The following is a 24002-nucleotide window of genomic DNA, read 5'->3' on the forward strand; positions in this document are numbered from 1 at the left end:
AGAAGGCGCCGCGATGAAACCCATGAAAGTCGGCCTGCTCGGCCTGGGCGTGGTTGGCGGAGGCACCTGGGCGGTGCTGTCGCGTAATGCAGAAGAAATCGCTCGCCGTGCCGGCCGCCGCATCGAGGTGACCCGCGCCGCCGTGCGCGACGTGGCCAAGGCGCGCGCCCGTGTCGGCGACGCCATTCTGGTCGATACCGATGTACGCGCGCTGGTGCGCGATCCTGAAATCGACATCGTCGTCGAGCTCATCGGCGGCGATACGCTGGCGCGTGAACTGGTGCTGGAAGCCATCGCCAACGGCAAGCATGTCGTGACCGCCAACAAGGCCTTGCTGGCCAAGCATGGCAACGAAATTTTCGCGGCGGCCCACGAGCGCGGCGTGATGGTGACCTTCGAGGCCGCCGTCGCCGGTGGTATTCCCATCATCAAGGCAATCCGCGAGGGCCTTACCGCCAACCGCATCCAGTGGGTGGCCGGCATCATCAACGGCACCACCAACTTCATCCTGTCCGAGATGCGTTCGCGCGGCCTGCCATTCGCCGACGTGTTGGCCGAGGCGCAGCGCCTGGGCTATGCCGAAGCCGATCCCACGTTCGACGTGGAAGGCGTGGATGCGGCTCACAAACTGACCCTGCTGGCTTCGCTCGCTTTCGGCGTACCGGTCCAATTCGACCGCGCCTACATCGAGGGTATTTCGCAGCTGGCTGCCGAAGACATCGAACACGCGGAACGCCTGGGCTATCGCATCAAGCTGCTGGGTGTCACCAAGCGCCGCCCCGATGGCATCGAACTGCGCGTGCATCCCGCGCTGGTGCCCGCAGAGCGCCTGCTGGCCAACGTCGAAGGTGCCATGAACGCCGTGCTGGTCAAGGGCGATGCCGTGGGCCCCACGCTGTACTATGGCCAGGGCGCGGGCGAAGAGCCCACCGCCTCGGCCGTGGTGGCAGACCTGGTCGACGTGACCCGCCTGCACACCGCCGATCCGGGCAACCGCGTGCCGCATCTGGCTTTCCAGCCGGACGCCATGTCCGATACGCCGATCCTGCCGATCGAAGAGGTCAGCACCTCGTACTACCTGCGCCTGCGCGTGGACGATCAGCCGGGCGTGCTGGCCGATATCGCGCGCATTCTGGCCGACCGTTCCATTTCCATCGGATCGATGATCCAGCAGCCGTCCCACATCGGCGGCGCCGACATCATCTTCCTGACGCATGAAGCAGTCGAAGGCAATGTCAATCGGGCGATCGAGCGTATCGAGGCCCTGCCGTTCGTCCGTTCCAAAGTCACGCGCCTGCGCGTGGAAAACCTGACGTGAGCAAGCCCCACCCCCGAAGCGCCTGCGCTTCCTCCTCCAGGGGGCGCCGCTGGCGGACCGGCAAAGCCGGTTCCGCGGCGGCCGGGGTCCGGGAGCAACGGCGTAGCGCATAGCGGAACCATCGACATGAAATACATATCTACTCGTGGCGGCATGACACCGCTGCAATTCTCGGACATCCTGCTGGAAGGCCTGGCGCCGGACGGCGGCCTGGCCGTTCCGGAGCAACTGCCCCAGGTCGCGGCCGACACGCTGGAGTCCTGGCGCGGCCTGCCGTATGCCGACCTGGCGTTCGAAGTGCTGTCGCTGTTCGCCACCGACATCCCGGCCGACGATCTGCGCCGCCTCACCCGCGCGGCCTACACGCAGCAAATCTTCAATAGCGAGGACATCGTCCCGCTGCGCCCGCTGGACGGCGGCCTGTCGCTGCTGGGGCTGTCTGAAGGTCCGACGCTGGCCTTCAAGGACATGGCCATGCAGTTCCTGGGCCAGGTCTTCGAGTATGTGCTGTCCAAGCGTGGCACGACCCTGAATATCGTGGGCGCAACGTCCGGCGACACGGGTTCGGCGGCCGAGTATGCCTTGCGCGGCAAAAAGGGGGTGGCGGTATTCATGCTGTCGCCCCACGGCCGCATGAGCGCGTTCCAGCGCGCCCAGATGTACTCGCTGCAGGACGAGAACATCCACAACATCGCCGTGCGCGGCGTCTTCGACGAGGCCCAGGACATCGTCAAGGCCTTGGCGGGCGACCTGGAATTCAAGACCAAGTATCGCCTCGGCGCGGTCAATTCCATCAACTGGGCGCGCATCGCCGCCCAGGTGGTGTACTACTTCCATGGCTGGCTGCGCGCCACCAGCAAGGCTGGCGAGCAGGTTTCGTTCGCGGTTCCCTCGGGCAACTTCGGCAATATCCTGTCCGGACATATCGCGCGCAGCATGGGCCTGCCCATCCGCCGCCTGGTGCTGGCCACCAACGAGAACAATGTGCTGGAAGAGTTCTTCCGTACCGGTGTCTATCGTCCGCGTCCCGCCGAGCAGACCTATGCCACCTCCAGCCCCTCGATGGACATTTCGCGGGCCTCGAACTTCGAGCGCTTCGTGTTCGATCTGGTGGGCCGCGATGCCGCCCGCGTCAAAGCGTTGTGGGCCAGCATGGCGCGCGATGGATCGTTCGATCTGTCCTCGCTGAAACCGCAATTCGAGGAGCGCTATGGCTTCGTGTCGGGCGCGAGCTCGCATGACGACCGTCTGGCTACCATCCGCTCGGTCTACGACGCAACCGGCGTGTTGATCGATCCGCATACCGCCGATGGCGTCAAGGTGGCGCGCGACTTCGTTGAACCCGGCGTGCCGATGCTGGTGCTGGAAACCGCCTTGCCGGCGAAGTTTTCGGAAACCATCGAACAGGCGCTGGGCCGTCCGGCCACGCCGCCGGGCAACCTGGCCGATCTGGAATCCCTGCCGCAGCGTGTTGAAACCATGGATTGCGACGTGACCGCAGTGCGCCGTTACATTGAGGCCCACGCCAAGGTGTAAAGGCCGCTTGCGTCTTGTGTGCGTGTGCAACCCCTCGCAGGCCCGGCTTGCGAGGGGTTTTGTGCCTTTTGGGGGGCGACCTCATTACCTTCGCATGCATTTTGACCACAACCCGTCACGAATGCGGGGACAGGGTCAGATACAGTGAATTTACGATTCACTTTCGGAGAACACGCCCATGAAACTGAAGACCATGACGCTCGCCCTGGCCGTGACCGGATTCGGGGTGCTGGCCGGATGCTCGTCTCCGTCGGTCATTCAGCAGCGGGACGGCAGCTCGACCGTGACGCCCGATACGCCCAAGTACGATGAGGAATCAGGCATGTACGAGTATGACAAGGACGGCAAAAAGGTCCAGATCAACAAGGACGACGTGAAGTCCATTGAGCAGGTCAAGTGACCGTCGCCCTGATCATTCGTCCATGAAAAAAGCCCCGGCGCGTAAGGCGCCGGGGCTTTTTTCATGGATGCAGCGTCGCAGTTTTACTGCTTGGCGGCTTCTTCCGCGTGGTAGCGGCCGACGCGGTCGACTTCGTTCTTCGAGCCCAGGATCACGCTGACACGCTGGTGCAGCTTGTCCGGCTGGATCTCCATGATGCGCTGGGTGCCATTGATTGCGGCGCCGCCAGCCTGTTCGACCAGGAAGCTCATGGGGTTGGCTTCGTACATCAGCCGCAGCTTGCCGGCCTTGCCGGGTTCGCGGGCGTCCCAGGGGTACATGAAGATGCCGCCGCGGGTCAGGATGCGATGCACGTCGGCCACCATGGAGGCGATCCAGCGCATGTTGTAGTCCTTGCCCAGCGGACCGGTCGTGCCGGCCAGGCAGTCGTCGACATAGCGCTTGACCGGGGCGGCCCAGTGACGCATGTTCGACATGTTGATGGCGAATTCCTTGGTGTCTTCCGGCACGCGGATGTTTTCGTGGGTCAGCACCCAAGAGCCCATTTCGCGGTCCAGCGTGAAGCCAACCACGCCATTGCCTATGGTCAGCACCAACATGGTCTGCGGGCCATAGACGGCATAGCCGGCGACGACCTGTTTGTCGCCCGGTTGCAGGAAGTCCTGTTCGCAAACGGGGGCGCCGGACACATTGTGCGGCGCGTGCAGCACCGAGAAGATGGTGCCGATGGAAACGTTCACGTCGATGTTCGACGAGCCGTCCAGGGGGTCGAACAGCAACAGGTATTCGCCCTTGGGGTAGCGGTTCGGGATCAGATGGATGGTTTCCATCTCTTCCGAGGCCATGGCGGCGAGGTGACCGCCCCATTCATTGGCTTCGAGCAGAATCTCGTTGGACAGGACGTCCAGCTTCTTCTGCACTTCGCCCTGGACATTTTCGCTTTCGAGGCTGCCGAGGACGCCGCCAAGCGCACCCTTGCTCACTGCGTGGCTGATGGCCTTGCAGGCCCGCGCCACGACTTCGATGAGGAGCCGTACTTCCGGCGCCAGGGCTTGGGCGGAGCGTTGCTGCTCCACCAGGTATTGGGTCAATGTTTTGCGTTTCAAAGGGATCTCCTATGCTGCGAATTCTAAAGCCTTGGATACGATTTCCTGCACATTGCGCGACAGGCCTTCATGTGCGCGCACCCGCTGCAGGGCAGCCTGCATGGGCGTGCGCAGCGCGGGCACGAAGCGCGACCAGTTGTCCAGCGCACGCGCCAGCCGAGCGGCGATTTCAGGATTGAGGGCATCCAGCGACAGTACCTGTTCGGCCCAGAAGGCATAGCCCGTGCCGTCGGGATGATGCATGCCGCGCGCGTTGTTCAGGCAGAACTGGAAGATCAGCGCGCGTGCGCGGTTCGGGTTGCGCAAGGTGAACGCAGGATGCTGCATCAGCTCGCGCGCGGTCTGCACAGTGGTCGAGCGAGCCGCGGCCTGCAAGGCGAACCACTTGTCCACCACCAGGGCGTTGTCGCGCCATTTGTCGTAGAACGCGGCCAGTGCCGTCTGGGGAAAATCGCCTTGGCCGAAATTGATCAGGGCGGACAGCGCCGCCATGCTGTCGGTCATGTTGCCGGCCTTGTCGTACTGCTGCTCGGCCAGGCGCTGGGCGTCGAGCTCTCCCGCCGCCATCAGATGGCTGAGCGCCAGGTTCTTCAAGGCGCGCTTGCCGGCCGGGACTGGCGCCGGGCTGTATTCACCGGGGGTCTGGTTGGCGTCGAACGCCTGGCGGAACTCGGCGGCCAATTGGCGTCCCAGTTCGGCGCGCAGGAAATCGCGCGCCACCGCCAGCGCGGGCGGGTCCACTTGCTGCATGCGCTCGGCCAGGGTCTTTTCGGACGGCAGGGCCAGGGCGCGGGCGCGATAGGCGGCGTCGAGCGCGGGATCGGTCAGCAATGCGCGCCAGGTTTCGATGAAGGCGGCATCCGCATGCAGGGTCTTGCCCGCCTGGCGGGCTTCGGCCAGGGCCAGGATCTGGCGGGTGGCAAACTCCTGGCCAGCTTCCCAGCGCGCGAAGGGGTTGCTGTCATGCGCCGACAGCAGGGCCAGTTCTTCGTTGGTCCAGCCGTAATCGACGATGACGGGAGCGGAGAAATCCCGCAGCAACGATGGCACGGGGCGCTCGGCGATATCCTCGAACACCCATTGCTGGCTTTGCTGGGTCAGTTCCAGCAGCGCGGTTTCCTTGGTCTCGCCGGCGTGGCGCAACGGCAGCGCCTGGCCGCGCTGGTCCAGCAGGCCGATGGAGAACGGGATGTGATAGGGAGCCTTTACGTAGTCGGCTCCAGCTTTCTTTTCCACGCCGACCAGCGGGCATTCCTGCGTAAGCGTCACGGTGCAGCGGCGCGTGGCGGCGTCGTGGTCCAGTTTCACGGTCACGCGAGGCGTGCCGGCCTGGCGGTACCAGCGGCGGAACACGGACAGGTCGCGGTCTGGATGCTGGCGCACATAAACCGATTCCATGGCGGCGACGAAGTCGTCGCAGGTCACGGCCTGCCCATCGTGGCGGCGGAAGTATTCATCCATGCCCGCGCGGAAGCCTTCCTCGCCCAGCAGCGTGTGCTGCATGCGGATGACCTCGGCGCCTTTCTCGTACACGGTGGCGGTGTAGAAGTTGCCGATTTCCTGGTAGCTTTCCGGCCGGATCGGGTGGGCCATGGGCCCGGCATCTTCCGGGAATTGGGCGGCGCGCAGCGCCACCACATCGTCGATCCGCTTGACGGCGCGGGCGCTAGCGGCTTCGGCCGCATCCATGCCTTGGGCCATCATGTCGGCGCTGAATTCCTGATCGCGGAAGACGGTCAGGCCTTCTTTCAGGCTGAGCTGGAACCAGTCGCGGCAAGTGACGCGGTTGCCGGTCCAGTTGTGAAAGTACTCGTGTCCGATGACGGACTCGATGCCTTCGTAATTGGCGTCCGTGGCGGTATCCGCATCCGCCAGCACATAGGCGGCGTTGAAGATGTTCAAGCCTTTGTTTTCCATGGCGCCCATGTTGAAGTCATGGACGGCCACGACCATGAAGCGGTCCAGGTCCAGCTCCAGGCCGAAGCGGCTTTCGTCCCAGCGCAGCGCGCGCACCAGCGAATCCAAGGCCCATTCGGTCTTGGATTCCGAGCCCGGATCGCTGTAGACCTGCAGCAGGACGTCGCGGCCGCTGGCGGTCTTCACGGTGGTTTCGCGGTGCGTGAGGTTGCCGGCCACCAGCGCGAACAGGTAGCAGGGCTTGGGGAAGGGATCTTCCCATTCGACTTCATTGCGGCCATCCGGCAACTGGCGGCTAGCGAGCAGGTTGCCATTGGACAGCAGCACGGGGTATTCCGGCTGGGCGCGCAAAGTCACGCGGTAGCGCGACATGACGTCGGGCCGGTCCGCAAACCAGGTGATGCGGCGAAAGCCCTCGGCTTCGCACTGCGTAAAGAAATTGCCGCCCGAGACGTACAGGCCCATCAGCGTGGAGTTGGCCGAAGGCTTGCAGCGGCTGACGATTTCCACGGTGGCGCTGGCCGGCAGACCATACAACGCAAGGCTATGTTCGGACAGACGGTAGCTGTCCGCGGGCAGGGGAGCGCCATTCACGCCTACCGAGACGAGTTCCAGGTCTTCTCCATCCAGGACCAGGGCGGCGTCGGCGCTGGCTCCGGGCTTGCGCTGCACTTGCATCGTGCAACGTACTTCGGTCGCGTCCGGCGCGAGGTCGAAGGCGAGGGCGACTTCGGGAATGTCGTAGGGGTAGGGCTGGTAATCCTTGCGATATACGGTTATGGGCGTGTCGGTGCGCATGGGATTGCAGTCCTGTATGAACGAGGAGTCTATTGTAGTGGCTGGGCATGACGTGCTGCCCTGGGCCTTATGGCGTACCGTAAACTTTTTGTAGCGGTACGGGTCAAAGTCAGTATCATGGCGCCGTCGCGCGCGGGAAGGGTCGCAAAATGTCGAGATTGTCCATGTTCAATGTACGCCGCTGGGCAGGCCTGCTGGCCGTGGCGGGGGCGCTTGCCTTGACGGGGTGTGCGGCTCCCACGGTTTCCGCGCGGGTGACCTCCTTTCAGCAATGGCCCTCGGGCGTTGAAGGGCAGACATATCAATTCGTGGCTGCGGACGCTTCCCAAAACAACAACCTCGAATATCAGTCTTATCAGGACATGGTGCGGGCAGGGATAGGCGCCACCGGCCTGGTAGAGGCCAGGCCGGGAGCCAAAGGCCGTTTCGACGTGTCGTTCAACTACGGCACGACGCAAACCCAGATAATGGTGCAGCGTCCCTACGATCCATATTTTTACGGCGGCTACGGTTACGGGTATGGCGGTTTCTATGGCCCGCGCCCGTGGGGAGCCGGATACGGCTATTGGGGACCGGATTGGGTGGACGTACCCATGGTCGTTCAGCGCAATACGCTCACTCTGCATATCTACGACACGCAACGCGGCGGCGCGGAGGTATACCGTTCCAGCGCTTTCATATTGAGCGAGCGTGATGATTTCCTGCGGACGATGCCGTACCTGGTGCGCGCAATATTTGATAATTTTCCCGGAAATAATGGCGCGGAGCGCGAAATACGTTTCCCGGTGCAGTGAGCCGCCACGCTCTTTCTGAACCAGCTTCTAAATAAAAATCGGCGCACCATTCTGGTGCGCCGATTTTATTTCTTACTGGCGGATAGGTTTTATTCTTTGATGAGAAAACTCTCGCGGGTTGCGCCCGCGGCTTCTTCCGCGGCGAGCCAGCGGGGAGCCTTGCCACGGCCGCTCCACGTTTCCCCTGTTTGGGGATGGCGGTACTTGGGCGCAACGGCGCGTTTGGCGGCGTTGGCCGGACGGGCGGCGGCGCCGGCCTTGCGGCGGCCACCGGTGGCGGCGCGGGCGGGTTTGCCGGCGCCATAGGCTGCGATGATCTCTTCAGGCGTGATGTCGTACTCGCGCATCGACGTGATGATCTGCGTGATCACCGGCTTGCGGCGCTTGGTTTGCAGGACTTCAGCCTTCTTTTGTAGCTTGTTGATTTCCTTTTCGATCTTTGCTTGCAGTGCTGCGTAGGATTCTCGGGCCATGGTTTATTCCTGATTATGGAACTGCTGTAATCGCCGGCGAAGTTATGTGTAATTGTTGTGCTTCGCATAATACAGAAATTGCGGCTTGACTTCCCGGTTTTCAGACTAATTACTTTGTATCAAAAGGGTTGGGCGCCAATTTCAGTTAGCGGCGGGCCGGCGCTGACCAAGTTTTGGGAAGGATATTCTCGAATTTGGGACAACTTGAAACAATTGGGTTATTGGTTCACGAGGCGGACAAATAGCCCCGTAAAGCCTTGCAAACACGCGATTTGTTTCGCATCCCACGCAAATCCGCGGTTCTTGAGCTCGTTCGGCCGCAGCCCAGCCTCCATTCCAGAGCACGTTAAGAGGTCTGATGACATGATGGGTAGGAACGAATCAATTGCCTTGTGGTCTGATTTTTAACCGCGCATGCTGCATAAGATCCAATAGGAGCCTGCTCGCTCCTCTATTCCGTATATTTCATTTTCATGTCAGGTTGTATGACGAGTTTTGCGTTTGCATCCGTGCTATCGGTCGGCGGTATGGCGGCGCGCTCGTAATGTCCGGGCGAGGTTCGGAAAAAGGGGCATATCCAGCACGGTCTGTGCTGCTTTGCTTAACTTGATATGTAATATTTCGCCCCCACCCATTCGCTATAGATAATGCCCACGGCATTTTTCGCCACCGTGCCTTTGCGGCTTTCGAGCAGCCAGCCGCCGAGGCGACGCCGGGCCGCGTCGGCGTTACGATATGATCTTGAGCATCACCGCGAGCGCGCGCCTGCGCGCCGCCTCCTGAATAGAGTCCCATGAAAATCATCGATCCTGCCATTGCTTCCCTTGCCACCGCCAAATCCCTGCTGCTCGACCCCTGGGGCCTGACCGAGGCGGATATGGCGCGTGCCTTGGGAGAGATTTTCACGCACAAGGTCGACTATGCCGATCTGTACTTCCAGTACACGCGCAGCGAGGGCTGGAGCCTGGAAGAGGGGATCGTCAAGACGGGCAGTTTTTCGATCAGCCAGGGCGTCGGAGTGCGCGCCGTCAGCGGCGAGAAAACGGCTTTCGCCTATTCGGATTCGCTGTCGCCGGAGGCGCTGTTGTCGTCCGCGCACGCCGTGCGTGGCATTGCGCGCCGCGGCGCCGGAAAGGTAAAGGTGGCGGCGCAGGTCGAAGCTGAAATCGGCCGTAGCCTCTATGCCGATATTGATCCTGTGGCCACGCTGAGCGCACCCGAAAAGGTCGCGCTGCTGGAACGCGTGGAACGCATGGCGCGCGCGCGCGACCCGCATGTGATCCAGGTCATGGCGGGCCTCGGTGCCGAGTACGACGTGGTGCTGGTGGCGGGCAGCGACGGCCGCCTGGCCGCTGATGTGCGCCCCTTGGTGCGCCTGTCGCTGACCGTCATTGCCGAGCGCAACGGCCGCCGCGAGATGGGCCATGCCGGTGGCGGCGGACGTCTGGGCCTGGCTTATTTCACGGACGAAATGCTGCAGGGCTACGTCGAGCGCGCGGTCCACGAAGCCATGGTGAACCTGGAAGCTCGCCCGGCGCCGGCGGGCGAGATGACTGTCGTCCTCGGCTCCGGCTGGCCCGGCATCCTGTTGCACGAGGCCGTTGGCCACGGGCTGGAAGGCGACTTCAACCGCAAGGGTTCCAGCGTGTTCTCCGGCCGCATCGGCGAGCGCGTCGCTTCCAAGGGCGTGACGGTAGTGGACGACGGCACCATTCCGGACCGTCGCGGCTCGCTCAACATCGATGACGAAGGCAACGCCACCCAGCGCAATGTGCTGATCGAGGACGGTATCCTGCGCGGATATATGCAGGACACCCTGAACGCGCGCCTCATGAAGACCGCGGCCACGGGCAACGGCCGGCGTGAATCGTTCGCTCACCTGCCCATGCCGCGCATGACCAACACCTATATGCTGGCTGGCGACAAGCCGGCCGAGGAAATCGTGTCGTCCGTCAAGCGCGGGCTGTATGCGGTCAACTTCGGCGGCGGCCAGGTCGATATCACGAATGGCAAGTTCGTGTTTTCGGCGTCCGAGGCCTACATGATCGAAAACGGCAAGGTGACCTATCCGGTCAAGGGCGCGACCCTGATCGGCAACGGTCCGGACGCCATGAACCGCGTCACCATGATCGGCAACGACCTGCAGCTGGATTCCGGCGTCGGCACTTGCGGCAAGGACGGCCAGAGCGTGCCGGTGGGCGTAGGCATGCCGACGGTGCGCATGGAAGGCCTCACGGTCGGTGGCACGGCGTAACAGCCCCGCATCGAGCCCCCGCTCGATGCCCCACATCGCATCGCTGCGCGGGCCCGCTGCCCCCAATAAAAATTCTGACGGCCGGAAAAATCTGTGCTAGAGTCATTCCCCATGAAATTCGCGTCCCCCGCTTTTTATTTTTATTTTTATGGTTTTCTGAAGCCGCTGGCGGAGGAAGGGACGCGCTCAATCTGAAGTTTGGAAAGAATCCCCCCAAAAAAGCCGCCAGCGAACTGGCGGCTTTTTTTGCGCCGCCAGTTGAGGAAACTACCGAGGAAACCGCCTCGGGCCTCTCTCCGTGGCGGGCAACCCAGGAGCAGTACCGTGTCACACAATACCGACGACCTTCGCATTCGAGAAATCAAAGAGCTGAACCCGCCCGCGCACGTCATGCGCGAGTTCGCCTGCACCAAGGAGGCGTCCGACACCGTGTTCGCCGCCCGCCAGGGGATGCACCGCATCCTCCATGGCATGGATGACCGGATGATCGTCGTGATCGGTCCTTGCTCCATCCATGACACCCGGGCGGCCATCGAATATGCGAAGCGCCTGAAGCCCGTGCGCGACCGGCTGAGCGCCGACCTGGAAATCGTGATGCGCGTTTACTTCGAGAAGCCGCGCACCACGGTAGGCTGGAAGGGCCTGATCAACGATCCGGACCTGGACGGCAGCTTCGATATCAACAAGGGCGTGCGCGTCGCCCGCGAATTGCTGCTGGACATCAACAGCCTGGGACTGCCGGCGGGTTGCGAGTTCCTGGACATGATTACGCCGCAGTACATCGCGGATCTGGTCTCCTGGGGGGCGATCGGGGCTCGGACGACGGAAAGCCAGGTGCATCGCGAGCTGGCTTCCGGACTGTCGTGTCCGGTGGGGTTCAAGAACGGCACCGACGGCAATGTGAAGATCGCGGTGGATGCGATCAAGGCTGCATCGCAGCCGCACCATTTCCTGTCGGTGACCAAGGGCGGGCATTCGGCCATCGTGTCGACCGCCGGCAATGAGGACTGCCACGTTATCCTGCGCGGCGGCAAGACGCCGAATTACGATGCGGCCAGCGTCGAGGCGGCCTGCCAGGACATGTCCAAGGCCGGCCTGGCGCAGCGCATCATGATCGACGCCAGCCACGCCAACAGCAGCAAGAAACCCGAAAACCAGCCCTTGGTCATCGAAGACGTGGCGCGCCAGATGGAAGCGGGCGACAGCCGCCTGGTGGGCGTCATGGTCGAAAGCCACCTCCTGGGCGGTCGCCAGGACATGGTGCCCGGCACGCCGCTGGTATACGGTCAGAGCATCACGGACGGCTGCATCGACTGGGACGCGTCCGTCGCCGTGCTCGAACGCCTGGCCCACGCCGTGCGCGAACGCCGCCGGGTCGCCCTGACCTCCGGCAAGTAAGTCCCGGCAGCGCCGCGGATCGCCTGCGTTGGCGGTTTGCGGCGCAGGGCGCGCGGCGGCGTAGAATATTCAGGTTAACGAACCCGAGAACACGCTGACCATGAACGCTCCCTTGCACGCTGAAACGTTGCGCCGCCCGGTGCCGGCCGCCTGTCTGGATGCCTTGCGCGCGCGCTTTGGCGACCGCTTGTCCGAAGCCGCCGCCATGCGCGAACACCATGGCCGCGATGAATCCCCTTATCCGGCCATGCCGCCGGATGCCGTGGTCTTCGCGCACACGACCGAGGAAGTGGCCGAGATCGCCAAGGTGTGCAACGAGCATCGCGTTCCGCTGATCCCCTATGGCGCCGGGTCTTCCCTGGAAGGCCATATCCTTGCCATCCAGGGCGGCATCAGCCTGGATCTGTCGCAGATGAACAAGGTGCTGGCGGTCAACGCCGAGGATCTGACCGCCACCGTGCAGGCGGGCGTGCTGCGCAAACAGCTCAACGAGGAAATCCGCGACACCGGGCTGTTCTTCCCGATCGATCCCGGCGCTGACGCCAGCCTGGGCGGCATGGCTGCCACGCGCGCTTCGGGCACCAACGCGGTGCGCTATGGAACGATGCGCGAGAACGTCATGTCGCTGACGGTGGTGACGGCGGACGGCCGCATCATCCGCACCGCGGGCCGCGCCCGCAAGTCCTCGGCGGGCTACGACCTGACGCGCATCTTCGTGGGCAGCGAGGGGACGCTGGGCATCATCACTGAAGTGACGGTGCGCCTGTATCCCCAGCCGGAAGCCGTGTCGGCCGCGGTCTGCAATTTCCCCACGCTGGATTCCGCGGTGCAGAGCGTGATCGAAATCATCCAGATGGGGGTGCCGGTCGCTCGCGTCGAATTCATGGACGCGGCCAGCGTGCGCGCCGTGAACCTGCACAGCAAGCTGACCCTGCGCGAAACGCCGCTGCTGGTGTTCGAGTTCCATGGCAGCCCCGCCGGCGTGCAGGAGCAGGCCGAAACCGTGCAGGCGATCACGGCGGATCATGGCGGCATGGACTTCGAATGGGCCGAGCGTCCTGAAGACCGCAGCCGTCTGTGGACCGCCCGCCACAACGCCTATTTCGCGGGCCTGCAATTGCGCCCGGGTTGCCGCGCCAGCACCACCGACGTATGCGTGCCGATCTCGCGCCTGGCCGATTGCGTGCGCGATACGGTCGAGGAACTCGACCGCGCCAGTTTTCCCTACACGATCGTGGGCCACGTCGGTGATGGCAACTTCCACGTGCTGATGCTGCTGGATGCGGACAGCGCCAAGGAATGGGAGGAGTCCGAGACCATCAACCATAATCTCGTGCGCCGCGCGATCGCTGCCGATGGCACCTGCACGGGCGAACACGGTGTGGGCCTGCACAAGATGCAGTTCATGGCCGAGGAACATGGCGAAGACGCCCTGGATCTGATGCGCAGCCTGAAGCATGCGTTCGATCCGAACAACATCCTCAATCCAGGCAAGATCGTGTCCTGGTAAGTCTGGCGGCTTAGCGCCGCCGACATCCGAAGCCGACGGCATGCCGTCGGCTTTTTCGTTGGCTGCGGCGAGAGCTGGAGAGCAGAGCGTCGTCCCGGCGCGCCTGGCGTCACTGGCGATTACGGCTGGTTACTTATCTGGTGTCCCCAGAGTGCACGGATGCGGGTAAATCCCGGTCTGCTTAGGATGGGCGCTCGCGCTATTGTTGCGCTCATGAATTCATTGGTCGAAACCGGCCTGGCACAAGTGCAGGCGCCTTATTCCTTGCAGCAGCTCATCGAGGCGTTGTCGGCCGCCTTGCCCACGCACTGCGTGTTGTTCCGCGAAGAGGATACGCGCCCCTACGAGTGCGATGGCCTCTCTCTTTATCGCGCGTTGCCCGCGGTTGTTGCGCTACCCGAAACCGAAGAACAGGTGCAAGCCGTCATGCGCATCTGCAAGCGGCTGAACGCACCCGTGGTTGCGCGAGGCGCCGGGACCGGTTTGTCCGGAGGCGCCATGCCGCACAGCCGGGGCGTCTTGCTCGGCTTGTCGAAATTCAACCGCATCAAGCACATCGACCTGGCCAGCGCGACGGCCGTCGTGCAGCCGGGGGTGCGCAATCTTGCGATCTCGGAGGCGGCCGCGCCTTACGGGCTGTACTACGCGCCTGATCCTTCCAGCCAGATCGCCTGTTCCATCGGCGGCAACGTGGCGGAGAATTCCGGCGGCGTGCATTGCCTGAAGTACGGCTTGACCGTGCACAACGTGCTGCGCGTGCGGGTCGTAACCATCGATGGCGACGTGGTCGAACTGGGTTCGGAGGCGCCTGATGCGCCGGGCCTGGATCTACTGTCCGTCTTCATCGGTTCGGAAGGCATGTTGGGGGTGGTGACCGAGGTGACGGTCAAGCTGATCCCGAAGCCCGCCTGCGCACAGGTGGTCATGGCCAGCTTTTCCAGCGTTGAGGCGGCGGGCAATGCGGTGACGCAGGTGATCGCAGCCGGCATGATACCGGCGGGCCTGGAAATGATGGACCGCCGCGCGACGCACATGGTCGAGCCTTTTGTGCGTGCCGGCTACGACATGGACGCGCAAGCCATCCTGCTGTGCGAATCGGACGGCACGCCCGAAGAGGTGGAGCATGAGATCGCGCGCATGGAGGCCGTGTTCCGCGAGGCGGGCGCCACGCGCTGCCAGGTATCTTCGTCGGAGAGCGAACGCCTGAAGTTCTGGGCCGGTCGCAAGAATGCCTTTCCGGCTGCCGGGCGGGTGTCGCCCGATTACTATTGCATGGACGGCACGATACCGCGCCGTCATCTGGCGCGCGTGCTGGGCGCCATCGAGCAGATGGAAGACGAGTTCAGCCTGCGCTGCGCGAACGTCTTTCACGCGGGCGACGGCAACCTGCATCCGTTGATCCTGTTTGATTCGAACAAGCCGGACGAGGTGGAGCGTGCCGAAAAATTCGGCGCCGCCATTCTCGAGCTGTGCGTGCAGGTTGGAGGGACCGTGACTGGAGAGCACGGGGTGGGAATGGAGAAGATAAATCAAATGTGCGTGCAATTCTCTCGCGAAGAACTCGACGCGTTCCTGGCGGTAAAGCGGGCCTTCGATCCGCCCTGCCTGCTCAATCCTGAAAAAGTCATCCCCACGCTGGCTCGTTGCGCCGAATACGGCAAGATGCATGTCCATGCGGGAGAACTGCGCTTCCCCGATCTCGCCCGTTTCTAGGACCTGTCCCTTATGGATTTTGTCCTGTCGGAATTGTGCGACCAGGTCATGACGGCCCGTGCCGGCCACAAACCCCTGTTCGTGATGGGGGGCGGCAGCAAGGCGTTCTATGGCAATTACCGGCCGGTGACGCCGCAGGATGGCCATTGCCTGCTCGACATGACGCCGTATCGCGGCATTGTCAGCTACCACCCATCCGAACTCGTGGTGACCGTGCGTGCGGGCACGCCGCTGGCCGAACTCGAGGCGGCGTTGGCGGAGCACGGACAGATGCTGGCCTTCGAACCGCCGCATTTCTCGGCATCGGCCACAGTGGGCGGATGCGTGGCGGCGGGACTGTCGGGCCCGCGCCGCATGAGCGCCGGCGCGCTCAAGGACTTTGTCCTGGGCGCGCAATTGCTGGACTCCGAAGGCCGCATTCTCTCGTTTGGCGGAGAGGTCATGAAGAACGTGGCGGGCTACGACGTGTCGCGCCTGCTGGCCGGTTCGCATGGCATCTTCGGCGCCATACTCGAAGTGTCCCTGAAGGTCGTGCCCAGGCCGATGGAAGAGCTCACGCTGACGCTGCCCGCCACGCAGGCGCAGGCGCTGGCAAGCTTCGCCCTGTGGCGCGGCAAGCCTCTGCCGATATCGGCCACCAGCTGGAGCGGCGACGATGATGGCGCTGAAGGCGAGATGGCCGTGCGCCTGTCGGGCGCGCCGCCCGCGATCTCCAGTGCTCGCCAGTTGATCGGCGGAACGCCGATGGCGCCTGAGGCTGCGCAGGCGTGGTGGCGGTCGCTGCGGGAACAGACCCATGCCTTTTTCGCGCCAGGCCGGCCTCTTTGGCGTCTGGCGCTGCCTCCCACGGCCGCCGCGCTCGGCATGGGGCCAACGCTGCTGGAATGGGGCGGGGGGCAGCGTTGGCTGCCAGGCGACCATGACGCCGCCGCGCTGCGCGAGACCGCGGAACGGCTGGGAGGGCACGCCACGTTGTTCCGCACGGGGCAGGCCAGGCCGCCCACAGACGGTGTATTCCATCCGCTGGCGCCCGGGATCGCTTCGATCACGCGCCGCCTCAAACAAGAGCTCGATCCGGCCGGTCTGTTCAACCCCGGCCGCCTGGTCCTGGATCTATAGGGCATCATGCAAACCAATCTGGCATCCTGGGCACGCGACACCGATCTGGGCAAGGAGGCCGACGCCATCCTGCGGCGTTGCGTGCACTGCGGCTTCTGCACCGCCACCTGTCCGACCTACCAGGTGCTCGGCGATGAACTGGACAGCCCGCGCGGACGCATCTACCTGATCAAGCAGGTGCTGGAAGGCGCCGAACCCACGCAGTCCACGCAGCAGCACCTGGATCGCTGCCTGACGTGCCGCAATTGCGAGACCACGTGCCCGTCCGGCGTGCAGTATGGTCATCTCGTGGATATCGGCCGCAAGATCGTCGAAGAACGCGTGCCGCGCAGTTGGGCCGACAAGACCAAGCGGACCCTGCTGCGCAAGACCATGCTGTCGCCGCTGTTCGCACCCGCGATGCGGCTGGGGCAGGCGGTGCGTGGCATGTTGCCGGAGGCCCTCAAGCGCAAGGTGCCGGAACGCCGCGCGGCCGGGCCGCTGCCTCAAGTGGCAGGGCATGCGCGGCAGGTGCTGATGCTGGCCGGCTGCGTGCAGCCTGCCATGATGCCGACCATCGACGCCGCTACGATCCGCGTATTGGATGCGGTGGGCATCGGGGCCCGCATCGCGCCCGGCGCGGGCTGCTGCGGGGCCGTCAGCTTCCACCTGGACGCGCAGGACGATGCGTTGGCACAGATGCGTGCCAATGTGGACGCATGGTGGCCGCTGCTGCAGGACGGGAAAGTCGAGGCCATCGTAATGAACGCGTCCGGTTGCGGGGCGATGGTCAAGGAGTACGCGCATCACCTGCGGCATGATCCTGCCTATGCGCAAAAGGCCGCGGAGATCGTGGCGTTGGTGAAAGATGTGGCCGAAATCGTAGCGCCGCATGCGGCCCAGCTACGCGAGCGCCTGCCTGCGACGGGTACAAGGGCAGCCTTCCATCCGCCATGCACGTTGCAGCATTGGCAGGGGCTGCGGCCGTTGTCCGAGCAGTTGCTGGCGGACCTGGGTTTTGCCCTGCAGCCTTTTGCCGACAAGCACCTGTGCTGCGGTTCGGCGGGTGCTTATTCCGTGCTGAATCCGGAGATCGCGCTGGAACTGCGCGACCGCAAACTGGGCGCCATTGCTGCGGGGGGGGCGGACGTGATCCTGTCCGCCAACATTGGCTGCATCGGCCACCTGCAAAGCGGTACCGATACGCCTGTGCGGCATTGGATCGAGGTCGTTGACGAGCAGTTGCGCCAGCCTGCCGGCCAGCGCGGCGCATAAGCGCCGGACGCCTGCGGGGCATCCGGCGCCAGCTTCTTATTCCACGGCCTTGACCATGTCTTCCAACACCTTCTTGGCGTCGCCGAAAACCATCATCGTGCGGTCCATGTAGAAGAGTTCATTGTCCAGGCCTGCATAGCCCGAGGCCATGGACCGCTTGTTCACGATCACGGTGCGGGCCTTGTAGGCTTCGAGAATGGGCATGCCGGCGATGGGCGACTTCGGGTCGTTCTTCGCGGCCGGGTTGACCACGTCGTTCGCTCCCAGCACCAGCACCACGTCGGTCTGGCCGAACTCGCTGTTGATGTCCTCCATTTCGAAGACCTGGTCGTAAGGGACCTCTGCTTCGGCCAGGAGTACGTTCATGTGACCGGGCATGCGGCCCGCGACCGGATGAATTGCATACTTGACGGTCACGCCCCGCTCGGTGAGCTTCTCGGCCAGCTCTTTCAGTGCGTGCTGAGCCCGCGCCACCGCCAAGCCGTAGCCCGGAACGATGGTCACGCTTTCGGCGTTGGTCATCAGGAATGCGGCATCGTCGGGACTGCCCGACTTGACGCTGCGCTGTTGCGCTTCGCCGGCCGCGGCTGCGCCTCCAGCTTGTCCGCCGAAACCGCCCAGGATCACGTTGAAGAACGACCGGTTCATCGCCTTGCACATGATGTAGGACAGGATCGCGCCCGATGAGCCCACCAGCGAGCCCGCGATGATCAGCATCGGGTTGTTCAGCGAAAAGCCGATGCCGGCCGCGGCCCAGCCCGAGTAGCTGTTCAGCATGGAGACGACCACGGGCATGTCGGCGCCGCCGATCGGGATGATGATCAGCACGCCCAGCACAAAGGCGATGATCGTCATGATGACGAAGGGCGTCCATTCCTGCGTGAGCATGAACCAGATGCCGCAAGCCAGCATCAGCAGCGCCAGCGCCAGGTTCAACATGTGCTGGCCCGAGAACACCACGGGCGCGCCCTGGAACAGCCGGAACTTGTACTTGCCCGACAGCTTGCCGAACGCGATCACCGAACCCGAGAACGTGATGGCGCCCACGAATGTGCCGATGAACAGCTCGAAGCGGTTGCCGGTGGGGATCGGCATGCCGGCCGGCACGATGCCGAAAGCATGCGGTTCGGCCACCACGGCCACGGCAATGGCGACCGCCGCCAGGCCGATCATGCTGTGCATGAAGGCCACCAGCTCGGGCATCTTGGTCATTTCGACGCGCTTGGCCATCAGCGTGCCGATGGATCCGCCGACAAGCAGGCCCAGCACAACCCAGCCCAGACCGATGGTGGCGGCGCCGTCGCGGGCCAGTCCGACGATGAGCGCGGCCGTGGTCAGCACGGCGATCGCCATGCCGGCCATGCCGAAAACATTGCCCAGGCGCGACGTGGTCGGATGGGACAAGCCCTTGAGCGCCTGGATGAAGCAGACCGAGGCGATCAGGTAGAGCAGGGTCACGAGGTTCAGCGAGATCATTGCGCTTCCTCCTTGCCCGGCTTCCTGTCCTTCTTCTTGAACATCTCCAGCATGCGCCGCGTCACGAGAAAGCCGCCAAACACATTGACCGCGGCCAGCGCCACGGCGAAGACGCCCATGCCACGGGCCAGTCCGCCTTCGGTCAGCGCGGCGGCCAGCATGGCGCCCACGATGATGATGGCGGAAATGGCGTTGGTGACGGCCATAAGGGGCGTATGCAATGCGGGGGTGACGTTCCACACGACGTGGTAGCCGACATAGATGGCCAGCACGAAAATGATGAGGTTCATCAGGGTGGGGTTGATCGCTTCCATGCTGTTAGTTCCTCCGCGCCACGTTGCCGCCTTCGCACACCAGGCAGGCCGCGACGATTTCATCGTCGCGCTGGATTGCCAGCGCGCCGTCCGCATTGATGATGAGCTTCAGGAAATCCTGGATGTTGCGCGCATACAGCGCCGACGCGTCGGTCGCGACCAGGCCTGGCAGGTTGGTCAGGCCGATGATCGTCACGCCATGCTTTTCCACGACCAGGCCTTTCTCTGACAGCGGGCAATTGCCGCCGCGCTCGACCGCCAGGTCCACCAGTACCGAACCGGGTTTCATGGCCGCAACGGTTTCCGCAGACACCAGGGTGGGGGCGGGGCGGCCGGGAATCAGCGCCGTGGTAATGACGATGTCGGCCTGCTTGCAGCGCTCGGACACGAGCGCCGCTTGCCGCGCCATCCATGCGGGTGGCATGGGCCGGGCATAGCCGCCCGTGCCTTGCGCGATTTCGCGTTCCTCGTCGGTCTCGAAGGGCACGTCGATGAACTTGGCGCCCAGCGATTCGACCTGTTCGCGCGCGGCAGGGCGCACGTCGGATGCCTCGACGACCGCGCCCAGGCGCTTGGCGGTGGCAATGGCCTGCAACCCGGCGACGCCGGTGCCCAGCACGACGGCGCGGGCCGCTTTCAGCGTGCCCGCGGCGGTCATCATCATGGGAATCAGTCGGCCGTAGTGATGGGCCGCCAGCAGCACGGCCTTGTAGCCGGCCAGGTTGGCTTGCGAGGACAGCACGTCCAGGCTCTGGGCCCGCGTGATGCGGGGCGCGGCCTCCAGCGCGAAGCCGGTGAGCCCGGCGGCGGCCATCTGCTGTATGCCTTCGGCGTCGAAGGGATCCAGCATGCCGATCACCACAGAGCCGGATTTCATCTGGGGCAGTTCGGCCGCCGAAGGCGCGCGCACCTTCATGACGAGTTCTGCCCCCAGCGCATCCTGGGCGGTGCCGAGCGTGGCGCCCGCTGCCTCATAAGCCTCATCGAGATAGCGGGCGGCTGTGCCGGCCCCGCGCTCCACGACAACGGTGTGTTTGCCGCCTACGTACTTCTTGACGGTCTCCGGTGTTGCTGCGACACGAGTTTCCCCGTCTCGGGTTTCTTTTGGTATCCCGATGTGCATCTACGCCTCTCCTCAGAAGGTTCGCAGTAGTTATACACGGAATGTGGGCCCCAAGCCGCACTCGCTACGCTCGCTTGCTGCCCCCCGAGGGGGCTGGCCCGCGTTGGGGCGGCCCGGCAGCGGGCCGGCACTGGAGTCGCATTGACTGCGCGCAATGGCTGCGGGTTCCTCCGATCGCAGACCGTTTTCCGTTTCGGCTTGCTCGTCGCTTCGGATCTTCTTGAGATCGGGCCGAAAAAAAGCCCCATGGCGAACCATGGGGCTGGGGTTTTGCAACCCAATTGCTCCGGCCGGTCTTGGCTTTGCGCCGGCCGGCACTTGCGCGCAAACGTCCGGCGTCAAGCCGTTTGCGCGCGAGTCCAGGTGATCAGCGCGGCGGTGAGTTCGCGCAGATCGGCTTTCAGGCGGCCGTAGTTCTCGGACGGACGCAGCGAGACCTCGTCCATGTAGAGTTTGCGGTTGATTTCGATCTGCAGGCTGTGACGGCCTTCTTCGGGGCGCCCGAAGGCGCGGACCAGTTCCACGCCCTTGTAGGGGTCGTTCACGGTCACGTCGTAGCCGCGTTCGCGCAGCCAGGCGGCGATGAACTCGCGGAATGCCGGGTCGCTGGTGCTGCCGTCGCGGTCACCCAACACGAAATCAGGATGCACCAGGCCCGGGCGGTCGGTGGCGTAGGCGCCGGCGACGCTGGGCATGGAATGGCAATTGATGTGCCAGACCTTGCCGAATTTCTTGTGGGCGGCGTCCAGCACCTGACCCAGCGCGGCGTGATAGGGCTTCCAGCAGGCATCGATGCGGTGGCGGACTTCGTCCACCGTCAGCTTGCGGTTGTAGAGCGGCGTGCCATCGTCCAGCATGCGCCAGATCAGGCCCTTGCCCAGCTTGACCTTGGGTGAGGCATTGATGGCATCGGGCCACGCCTGGTCCAGCAGCAGTTCGTCGATTTCGTCGGGCGAGCGATTGGCGTCGATGTAAGCGCGCGGAAACGCGGCGGCAATCATCGGCACGCCCATTTCGATGGCGTCGCCCCACAGGTCGTCAACCCAGGTGTCCTCGGCGGTGCGCAGTGCGCCAAAGTCCACCGCAGCCGCGAAATCGGGGGGGTAGGCGGTGCCGCTGTGCGGGGAGTCCAGCACGAGAGGAGCCGAGGGTTCCGAATCAGGATATTGCTGCGGGAGGTCGAGCCGGTAAGACAGGGGGTTGGTAATTCGCATATGGGGGTATTGCGTTCGTGAATTGGAGGTCCTCGCGCCCCGCGGGGGCGACGAGGACCGAAGACCGCTTAGTCGATCTTCACGTTGGCTTCTTTCGCGATGCGCTTGTTCTTGGCGATTTCAGCCGAGATCTGGGCGGCGAATTCGGCCGGAGTGTTGGCGGCAGGCGCGGCGCCCAGGGCTTCCAGGCGGCTCTTGACGTCGGCTTCGGCACTGACCTTCTGCACGGCGGCGTTCAGCTTGTCCAGCACGGGCTGGGGCAGCTTGGCGGGGGCCACCAGGCCGAACCAGGACGCGTCGTTCACGGCCGGCAGGCCGGCTTCCGCGAAGGTGGGCACGTCGGGCAGGCTGGCCACGCGCTTGGGCGAGGCGACGGCCATGGCGATCAGGCGGCCGGATTGCACGTGCGGCAGCGAAGAGGGCAGGTTGTCATACATGACGTCGACTTGGCCGGCCAGGGCGTCGTTGAGCGCCGGACCCACGCCGCGGTACGGCACGTGCATCAAGTTGGTGCCCGAAGCCATCTTGAACAGTTCGCCCATCATGTGCGAGACCGAGCCGTTGCCTGCGGACGCGTAGGTCAGCTTGCCCGGCTCGCTCTTGGCCAGCTTGATGAAGTCGGCGATGTTCTTGGCCTGGACCTTCGGGTTGATGGTCATGATGTTGGGCACGGCGGCCAGGTTCGAGATGGGCGTGAAGTCCTTCTCGCCATCGAACGGCAGGTTCGGGTAGATGGCCGGGTTGATGCCGTGCGTGCTGACGGTGGCGATGCCCAGCGTGTAGCCGTCCGGCGCGCTGCTGGCGACGAAGGCGCTGCCGATCGAGCCGCCGGCGCCGCCGCGGTTTTCCACCACGACGGTCTGGCCCAGTTCCTTGCCCAGCTTGTCCGCGAACAGCCGGCCGACGATGTCGGTGGTGCCGCCGGGCGGGAAGGGAACGATCAGGCGGATGGGCTTGGTCGGATACGCGTCTTCGGCGTGCGCGATGCCCGAGGTCAGTGGCGTGGCCAGGGTCGCGGCGGCGACACACAGGCCCAGTACTACGTTACGGCGTTGCATGAATTCCCCTAATGAATTGGAAAGCGGATGCGCAAAGGCAGACGCAAACGCAACGATTCTTTCCTGGCGGTCCCGTTTGCGCAAACGAAAGTTTCTCCGTAAGCTATGACTTTTTTTCATGCCTCTTTTCGCGGCGGCCCCGGAACAGCCCTGTTTTGCCGCGTGGCCTGAAACAATTTGCGTGCCCAACGCAAGCCTTTCCGGGAACGCGGAGCGTCTTTCCGCGGGGTCGCTCCCGGATCTATGCCCCTTTGCCAGGGGGAAGGAGCCTGCGGCTACCGCGGGACGACATCATTTATGCGGCGTTTTTGTCCCTCTTTAACGGATCTCCAGGCGTTCGAAGTCGCCGCGAGACATAGCAGTTTCACGCGCGCGGCGCAGGAATTGTGTGTCACGCAGGGCGCGGTCAGTAAGCAGGTGAAACATTTGGAGGAGTTCGTCGGCATCGAACTATTCCTGCGGATCAGGCAAGGCCTGGTCTTGACCGAGGCCGGGCGGAGCTATCTCACCAAAATCCAGGCGGGCTTGGGGCAGATCGAGGCCGCCACCGTGGAGCTGATCGCGCACCAGGGCCAGGGCGGCACGCTCAATCTGACCTGTATGCCGACCTTCGGCGCGCGCTGGCTGATCCCGCGCCTGACGGCCTTCATGCGCCTGCGGCCGGACATCCACGTCGAATTCCTGCCCCACCGCCAGGGCTATGACTTTTCCACGCCCGAGCTGGACGCCGCCGTGCGCTTTGGCGAGGGCATCTGGCCGGGCAGCGGGGCGGATTACATCGTCGGGCGCGAAATCCTGCCGGTCTGCAGCCCACGCCTGATTCCGGGCGGTTGCACCTCGCCGGCGGACCTGCTGGCTTATCCGCTTCTGCACCACACCTCGGCTCTGGAGGGCTGGCGCGACTGGTTCGAGCAGGCGGGCTGCGATACCCGGCGCAGCCTGGAGGGCGCGCGCTTCGATCAGTACGCGCTGTTGTCGCAGGCGGCCGCCGCAGGCTTTGGCGTGGCGCTGATTCCGCGCTGCCTGATCGAAGACGAGCTGCGTGACGGCAAGCTTGCCGTCGCCATCCAACTGCCGATCCGGGCGCGCATGGGCTATTACCTGTGCTACCCGGAGCAGAAGGCGAATCTGCCCACGTTGCAGGCATTCCGCACCTGGTTGATGGAAGTGTCCCGGGCCGCCGAGCCGCAGCCCCAGGAAGACGCCCTGCCGTCCGATCTAAAATAG

Annotated in this window: 19 protein-coding genes; 11 read left to right on the top strand and 8 right to left on the bottom strand. The window is 64.1% G+C overall.

Annotated features, from left to right (window positions below; genetic code table 11):
• The first annotated feature begins 13 nt into the window (after positions 1-13).
• The 3 genes from VCS63_RS11655 (at position 14) to VCS63_RS11665 (ending at position 3254) form a co-directional block, all read left to right on the top strand.
• Entirely contained in the window at positions 14-1318 is a 1305-nt protein-coding gene (locus VCS63_RS11655) for a homoserine dehydrogenase (protein ID WP_042796859.1), read from the top strand.
• A 126-nt stretch (positions 1319-1444) separates the two neighbouring features.
• Positions 1445-2854 carry a threonine synthase gene (gene thrC / locus VCS63_RS11660; RefSeq protein ID WP_323879815.1) on the top strand — a complete coding sequence of 470 codons (1410 nt, stop codon included), beginning with the start codon at positions 1445-1447 and terminating at the stop codon, positions 2852-2854.
• 178 nt (positions 2855-3032) lie between these two features.
• Positions 3033-3254 carry a YgdI/YgdR family lipoprotein gene (locus VCS63_RS11665; RefSeq protein WP_042792666.1) on the top strand — a complete coding sequence of 74 codons (222 nt, stop codon included), beginning with the start codon at positions 3033-3035 and terminating at the stop codon, positions 3252-3254.
• Positions 3255-3337: 83 nt separating this feature from the next.
• Here the strand turns inward: VCS63_RS11665 and VCS63_RS11670 are convergent, their stop codons facing one another.
• Both VCS63_RS11670 and pepN read right to left on the bottom strand, forming a co-directional pair.
• Positions 3338-4360, bottom strand: a complete 1023-nt coding sequence (locus VCS63_RS11670; protein WP_042792667.1) for a class 1 fructose-bisphosphatase — start codon at positions 4358-4360, stop codon at positions 3338-3340.
• A 9-nt stretch (positions 4361-4369) separates the two neighbouring features.
• Positions 4370-7075: an aminopeptidase N gene (gene pepN, locus VCS63_RS11675; protein WP_063641637.1), complete on the bottom strand. Its 2706-nt coding sequence runs from the start codon at positions 7073-7075 to the stop codon at positions 4370-4372.
• Between the two features lie 149 nt (positions 7076-7224).
• On the opposite strand from pepN, the gene VCS63_RS11680 reads away from it, so the two are divergent.
• Entirely contained in the window at positions 7225-7869 is a 645-nt protein-coding gene (locus tag VCS63_RS11680) for a DUF4136 domain-containing protein (protein ID WP_082884685.1), read from the top strand.
• An 89-nt stretch (positions 7870-7958) separates the two neighbouring features.
• Here VCS63_RS11680 and VCS63_RS11685 read toward each other — a convergent pair whose 3' ends face one another.
• On the bottom strand, positions 7959-8342 hold the full coding sequence (locus tag VCS63_RS11685; protein ID WP_042792670.1) for an H-NS family nucleoid-associated regulatory protein: 384 nt from the start codon (positions 8340-8342) through the stop codon (positions 7959-7961).
• A gap of 793 nt (positions 8343-9135) precedes the next feature.
• On the opposite strand from VCS63_RS11685, the gene tldD reads away from it, so the two are divergent.
• The 6 genes from tldD to glcF all read left to right on the top strand — a co-directional run bounded on the left by tldD (position 9136) and on the right by glcF (position 17590).
• Positions 9136-10596: a metalloprotease TldD gene (tldD, locus tag VCS63_RS11690; protein ID WP_013392574.1), complete on the top strand. Its 1461-nt coding sequence runs from the start codon at positions 9136-9138 to the stop codon at positions 10594-10596.
• 324 nt (positions 10597-10920) lie between these two features.
• A complete protein-coding gene (gene aroG / locus VCS63_RS11695; RefSeq protein ID WP_042792671.1) occupies positions 10921-11994 on the top strand; it encodes a 3-deoxy-7-phosphoheptulonate synthase AroG in 1074 nt (357 codons plus the stop codon).
• A 100-nt stretch (positions 11995-12094) separates the two neighbouring features.
• Positions 12095-13504, top strand: a complete 1410-nt coding sequence (locus VCS63_RS11700) for an FAD-binding oxidoreductase (protein WP_076812132.1) — start codon at positions 12095-12097, stop codon at positions 13502-13504.
• A gap of 213 nt (positions 13505-13717) precedes the next feature.
• On the top strand, positions 13718-15217 hold the full coding sequence (locus tag VCS63_RS11705) for an FAD-linked oxidase C-terminal domain-containing protein (RefSeq protein ID WP_042792673.1): 1500 nt from the start codon (positions 13718-13720) through the stop codon (positions 15215-15217).
• A gap of 12 nt (positions 15218-15229) precedes the next feature.
• Positions 15230-16336, top strand: a complete 1107-nt coding sequence (glcE, locus tag VCS63_RS11710) for a glycolate oxidase subunit GlcE (protein WP_063641635.1) — start codon at positions 15230-15232, stop codon at positions 16334-16336.
• 6 nt (positions 16337-16342) lie between these two features.
• Positions 16343-17590, top strand: a complete 1248-nt coding sequence (glcF, locus tag VCS63_RS11715; protein WP_323879818.1) for a glycolate oxidase subunit GlcF — start codon at positions 16343-16345, stop codon at positions 17588-17590.
• 36 nt (positions 17591-17626) lie between these two features.
• Here the strand turns inward: glcF and VCS63_RS11720 are convergent, their stop codons facing one another.
• The 5 genes from VCS63_RS11720 to VCS63_RS11740 all read right to left on the bottom strand — a co-directional run bounded on the left by VCS63_RS11720 (position 17627) and on the right by VCS63_RS11740 (position 22775).
• The gene (locus VCS63_RS11720) at positions 17627-19066 is read right to left on the bottom strand and encodes an NAD(P)(+) transhydrogenase (Re/Si-specific) subunit beta (protein WP_042792676.1); all 1440 of its coding nucleotides are present in this window, start codon (positions 19064-19066) and stop codon (positions 17627-17629) included.
• The gene (locus tag VCS63_RS11725; RefSeq protein WP_042792677.1) at positions 19063-19380 is read right to left on the bottom strand and encodes an NAD(P) transhydrogenase subunit alpha; all 318 of its coding nucleotides are present in this window, start codon (positions 19378-19380) and stop codon (positions 19063-19065) included. Before VCS63_RS11725 ends, VCS63_RS11720 begins: the two co-directional genes overlap by 4 nt.
• 4 nt (positions 19381-19384) lie before the next feature.
• Positions 19385-20503 carry a Re/Si-specific NAD(P)(+) transhydrogenase subunit alpha gene (locus VCS63_RS11730; protein ID WP_042792678.1) on the bottom strand — a complete coding sequence of 373 codons (1119 nt, stop codon included), beginning with the start codon at positions 20501-20503 and terminating at the stop codon, positions 19385-19387.
• A gap of 338 nt (positions 20504-20841) precedes the next feature.
• Positions 20842-21717, bottom strand: coding sequence for an N-formylglutamate amidohydrolase (locus tag VCS63_RS11735; protein WP_323879819.1), 876 nt, complete (start codon positions 21715-21717; stop codon positions 20842-20844).
• A 68-nt stretch (positions 21718-21785) separates the two neighbouring features.
• Entirely contained in the window at positions 21786-22775 is a 990-nt protein-coding gene (locus VCS63_RS11740) for a Bug family tripartite tricarboxylate transporter substrate binding protein (protein WP_042796860.1), read from the bottom strand.
• A gap of 297 nt (positions 22776-23072) precedes the next feature.
• Here VCS63_RS11740 and gcvA point away from each other — a divergent pair, with 297 nt between their 5' ends.
• On the top strand, positions 23073-24002 hold the full coding sequence (gene gcvA, locus VCS63_RS11745) for a transcriptional regulator GcvA (RefSeq protein WP_063641632.1): 930 nt from the start codon (positions 23073-23075) through the stop codon (positions 24000-24002).

This window comes from Achromobacter sp. D10, from assembly GCF_035282245.1.
Lineage (GTDB): Bacteria > Pseudomonadota > Gammaproteobacteria > Burkholderiales > Burkholderiaceae_B > Achromobacter > Achromobacter insolitus.

Bases quoted from the DNA above. Each gene is read 5' to 3' on its own strand.
- VCS63_RS11655 (WP_042796859.1), top strand. From the start codon at position 14: ATGAAACCCATGAAAGTCGGCCTGCTCGGCCTGGGCGTGGTTGGCGGA.
- thrC (WP_323879815.1), top strand. From the start codon at position 1,445: ATGAAATACATATCTACTCGTGGCGGCATGACACCGCTGCAATTCTCG.
- VCS63_RS11665 (WP_042792666.1), top strand. From the start codon at position 3,033: ATGAAACTGAAGACCATGACGCTCGCCCTGGCCGTGACCGGATTCGGG.
- pepN (WP_063641637.1), bottom strand. From the start codon at position 7,075: ATGCGCACCGACACGCCCATAACCGTATATCGCAAGGATTACCAGCCC.
- VCS63_RS11680 (WP_082884685.1), top strand. From the start codon at position 7,225: ATGTCGAGATTGTCCATGTTCAATGTACGCCGCTGGGCAGGCCTGCTG.
- VCS63_RS11685 (WP_042792670.1), bottom strand. From the start codon at position 8,342: ATGGCCCGAGAATCCTACGCAGCACTGCAAGCAAAGATCGAAAAGGAA.
- tldD (WP_013392574.1), top strand. From the start codon at position 9,136: ATGAAAATCATCGATCCTGCCATTGCTTCCCTTGCCACCGCCAAATCC.
- VCS63_RS11700 (WP_076812132.1), top strand. From the start codon at position 12,095: ATGAACGCTCCCTTGCACGCTGAAACGTTGCGCCGCCCGGTGCCGGCC.
- VCS63_RS11705 (WP_042792673.1), top strand. From the start codon at position 13,718: ATGAATTCATTGGTCGAAACCGGCCTGGCACAAGTGCAGGCGCCTTAT.
- glcE (WP_063641635.1), top strand. From the start codon at position 15,230: ATGGATTTTGTCCTGTCGGAATTGTGCGACCAGGTCATGACGGCCCGT.
- glcF (WP_323879818.1), top strand. From the start codon at position 16,343: ATGCAAACCAATCTGGCATCCTGGGCACGCGACACCGATCTGGGCAAG.
- VCS63_RS11720 (WP_042792676.1), bottom strand. From the start codon at position 19,066: ATGATCTCGCTGAACCTCGTGACCCTGCTCTACCTGATCGCCTCGGTC.
- VCS63_RS11725 (WP_042792677.1), bottom strand. From the start codon at position 19,380: ATGGAAGCGATCAACCCCACCCTGATGAACCTCATCATTTTCGTGCTG.
- VCS63_RS11730 (WP_042792678.1), bottom strand. From the start codon at position 20,503: ATGCACATCGGGATACCAAAAGAAACCCGAGACGGGGAAACTCGTGTC.
- VCS63_RS11735 (WP_323879819.1), bottom strand. From the start codon at position 21,717: ATGCGAATTACCAACCCCCTGTCTTACCGGCTCGACCTCCCGCAGCAA.
- VCS63_RS11740 (WP_042796860.1), bottom strand. From the start codon at position 22,775: ATGCAACGCCGTAACGTAGTACTGGGCCTGTGTGTCGCCGCCGCGACC.
- gcvA (WP_063641632.1), top strand. From the start codon at position 23,073: ATGCGGCGTTTTTGTCCCTCTTTAACGGATCTCCAGGCGTTCGAAGTC.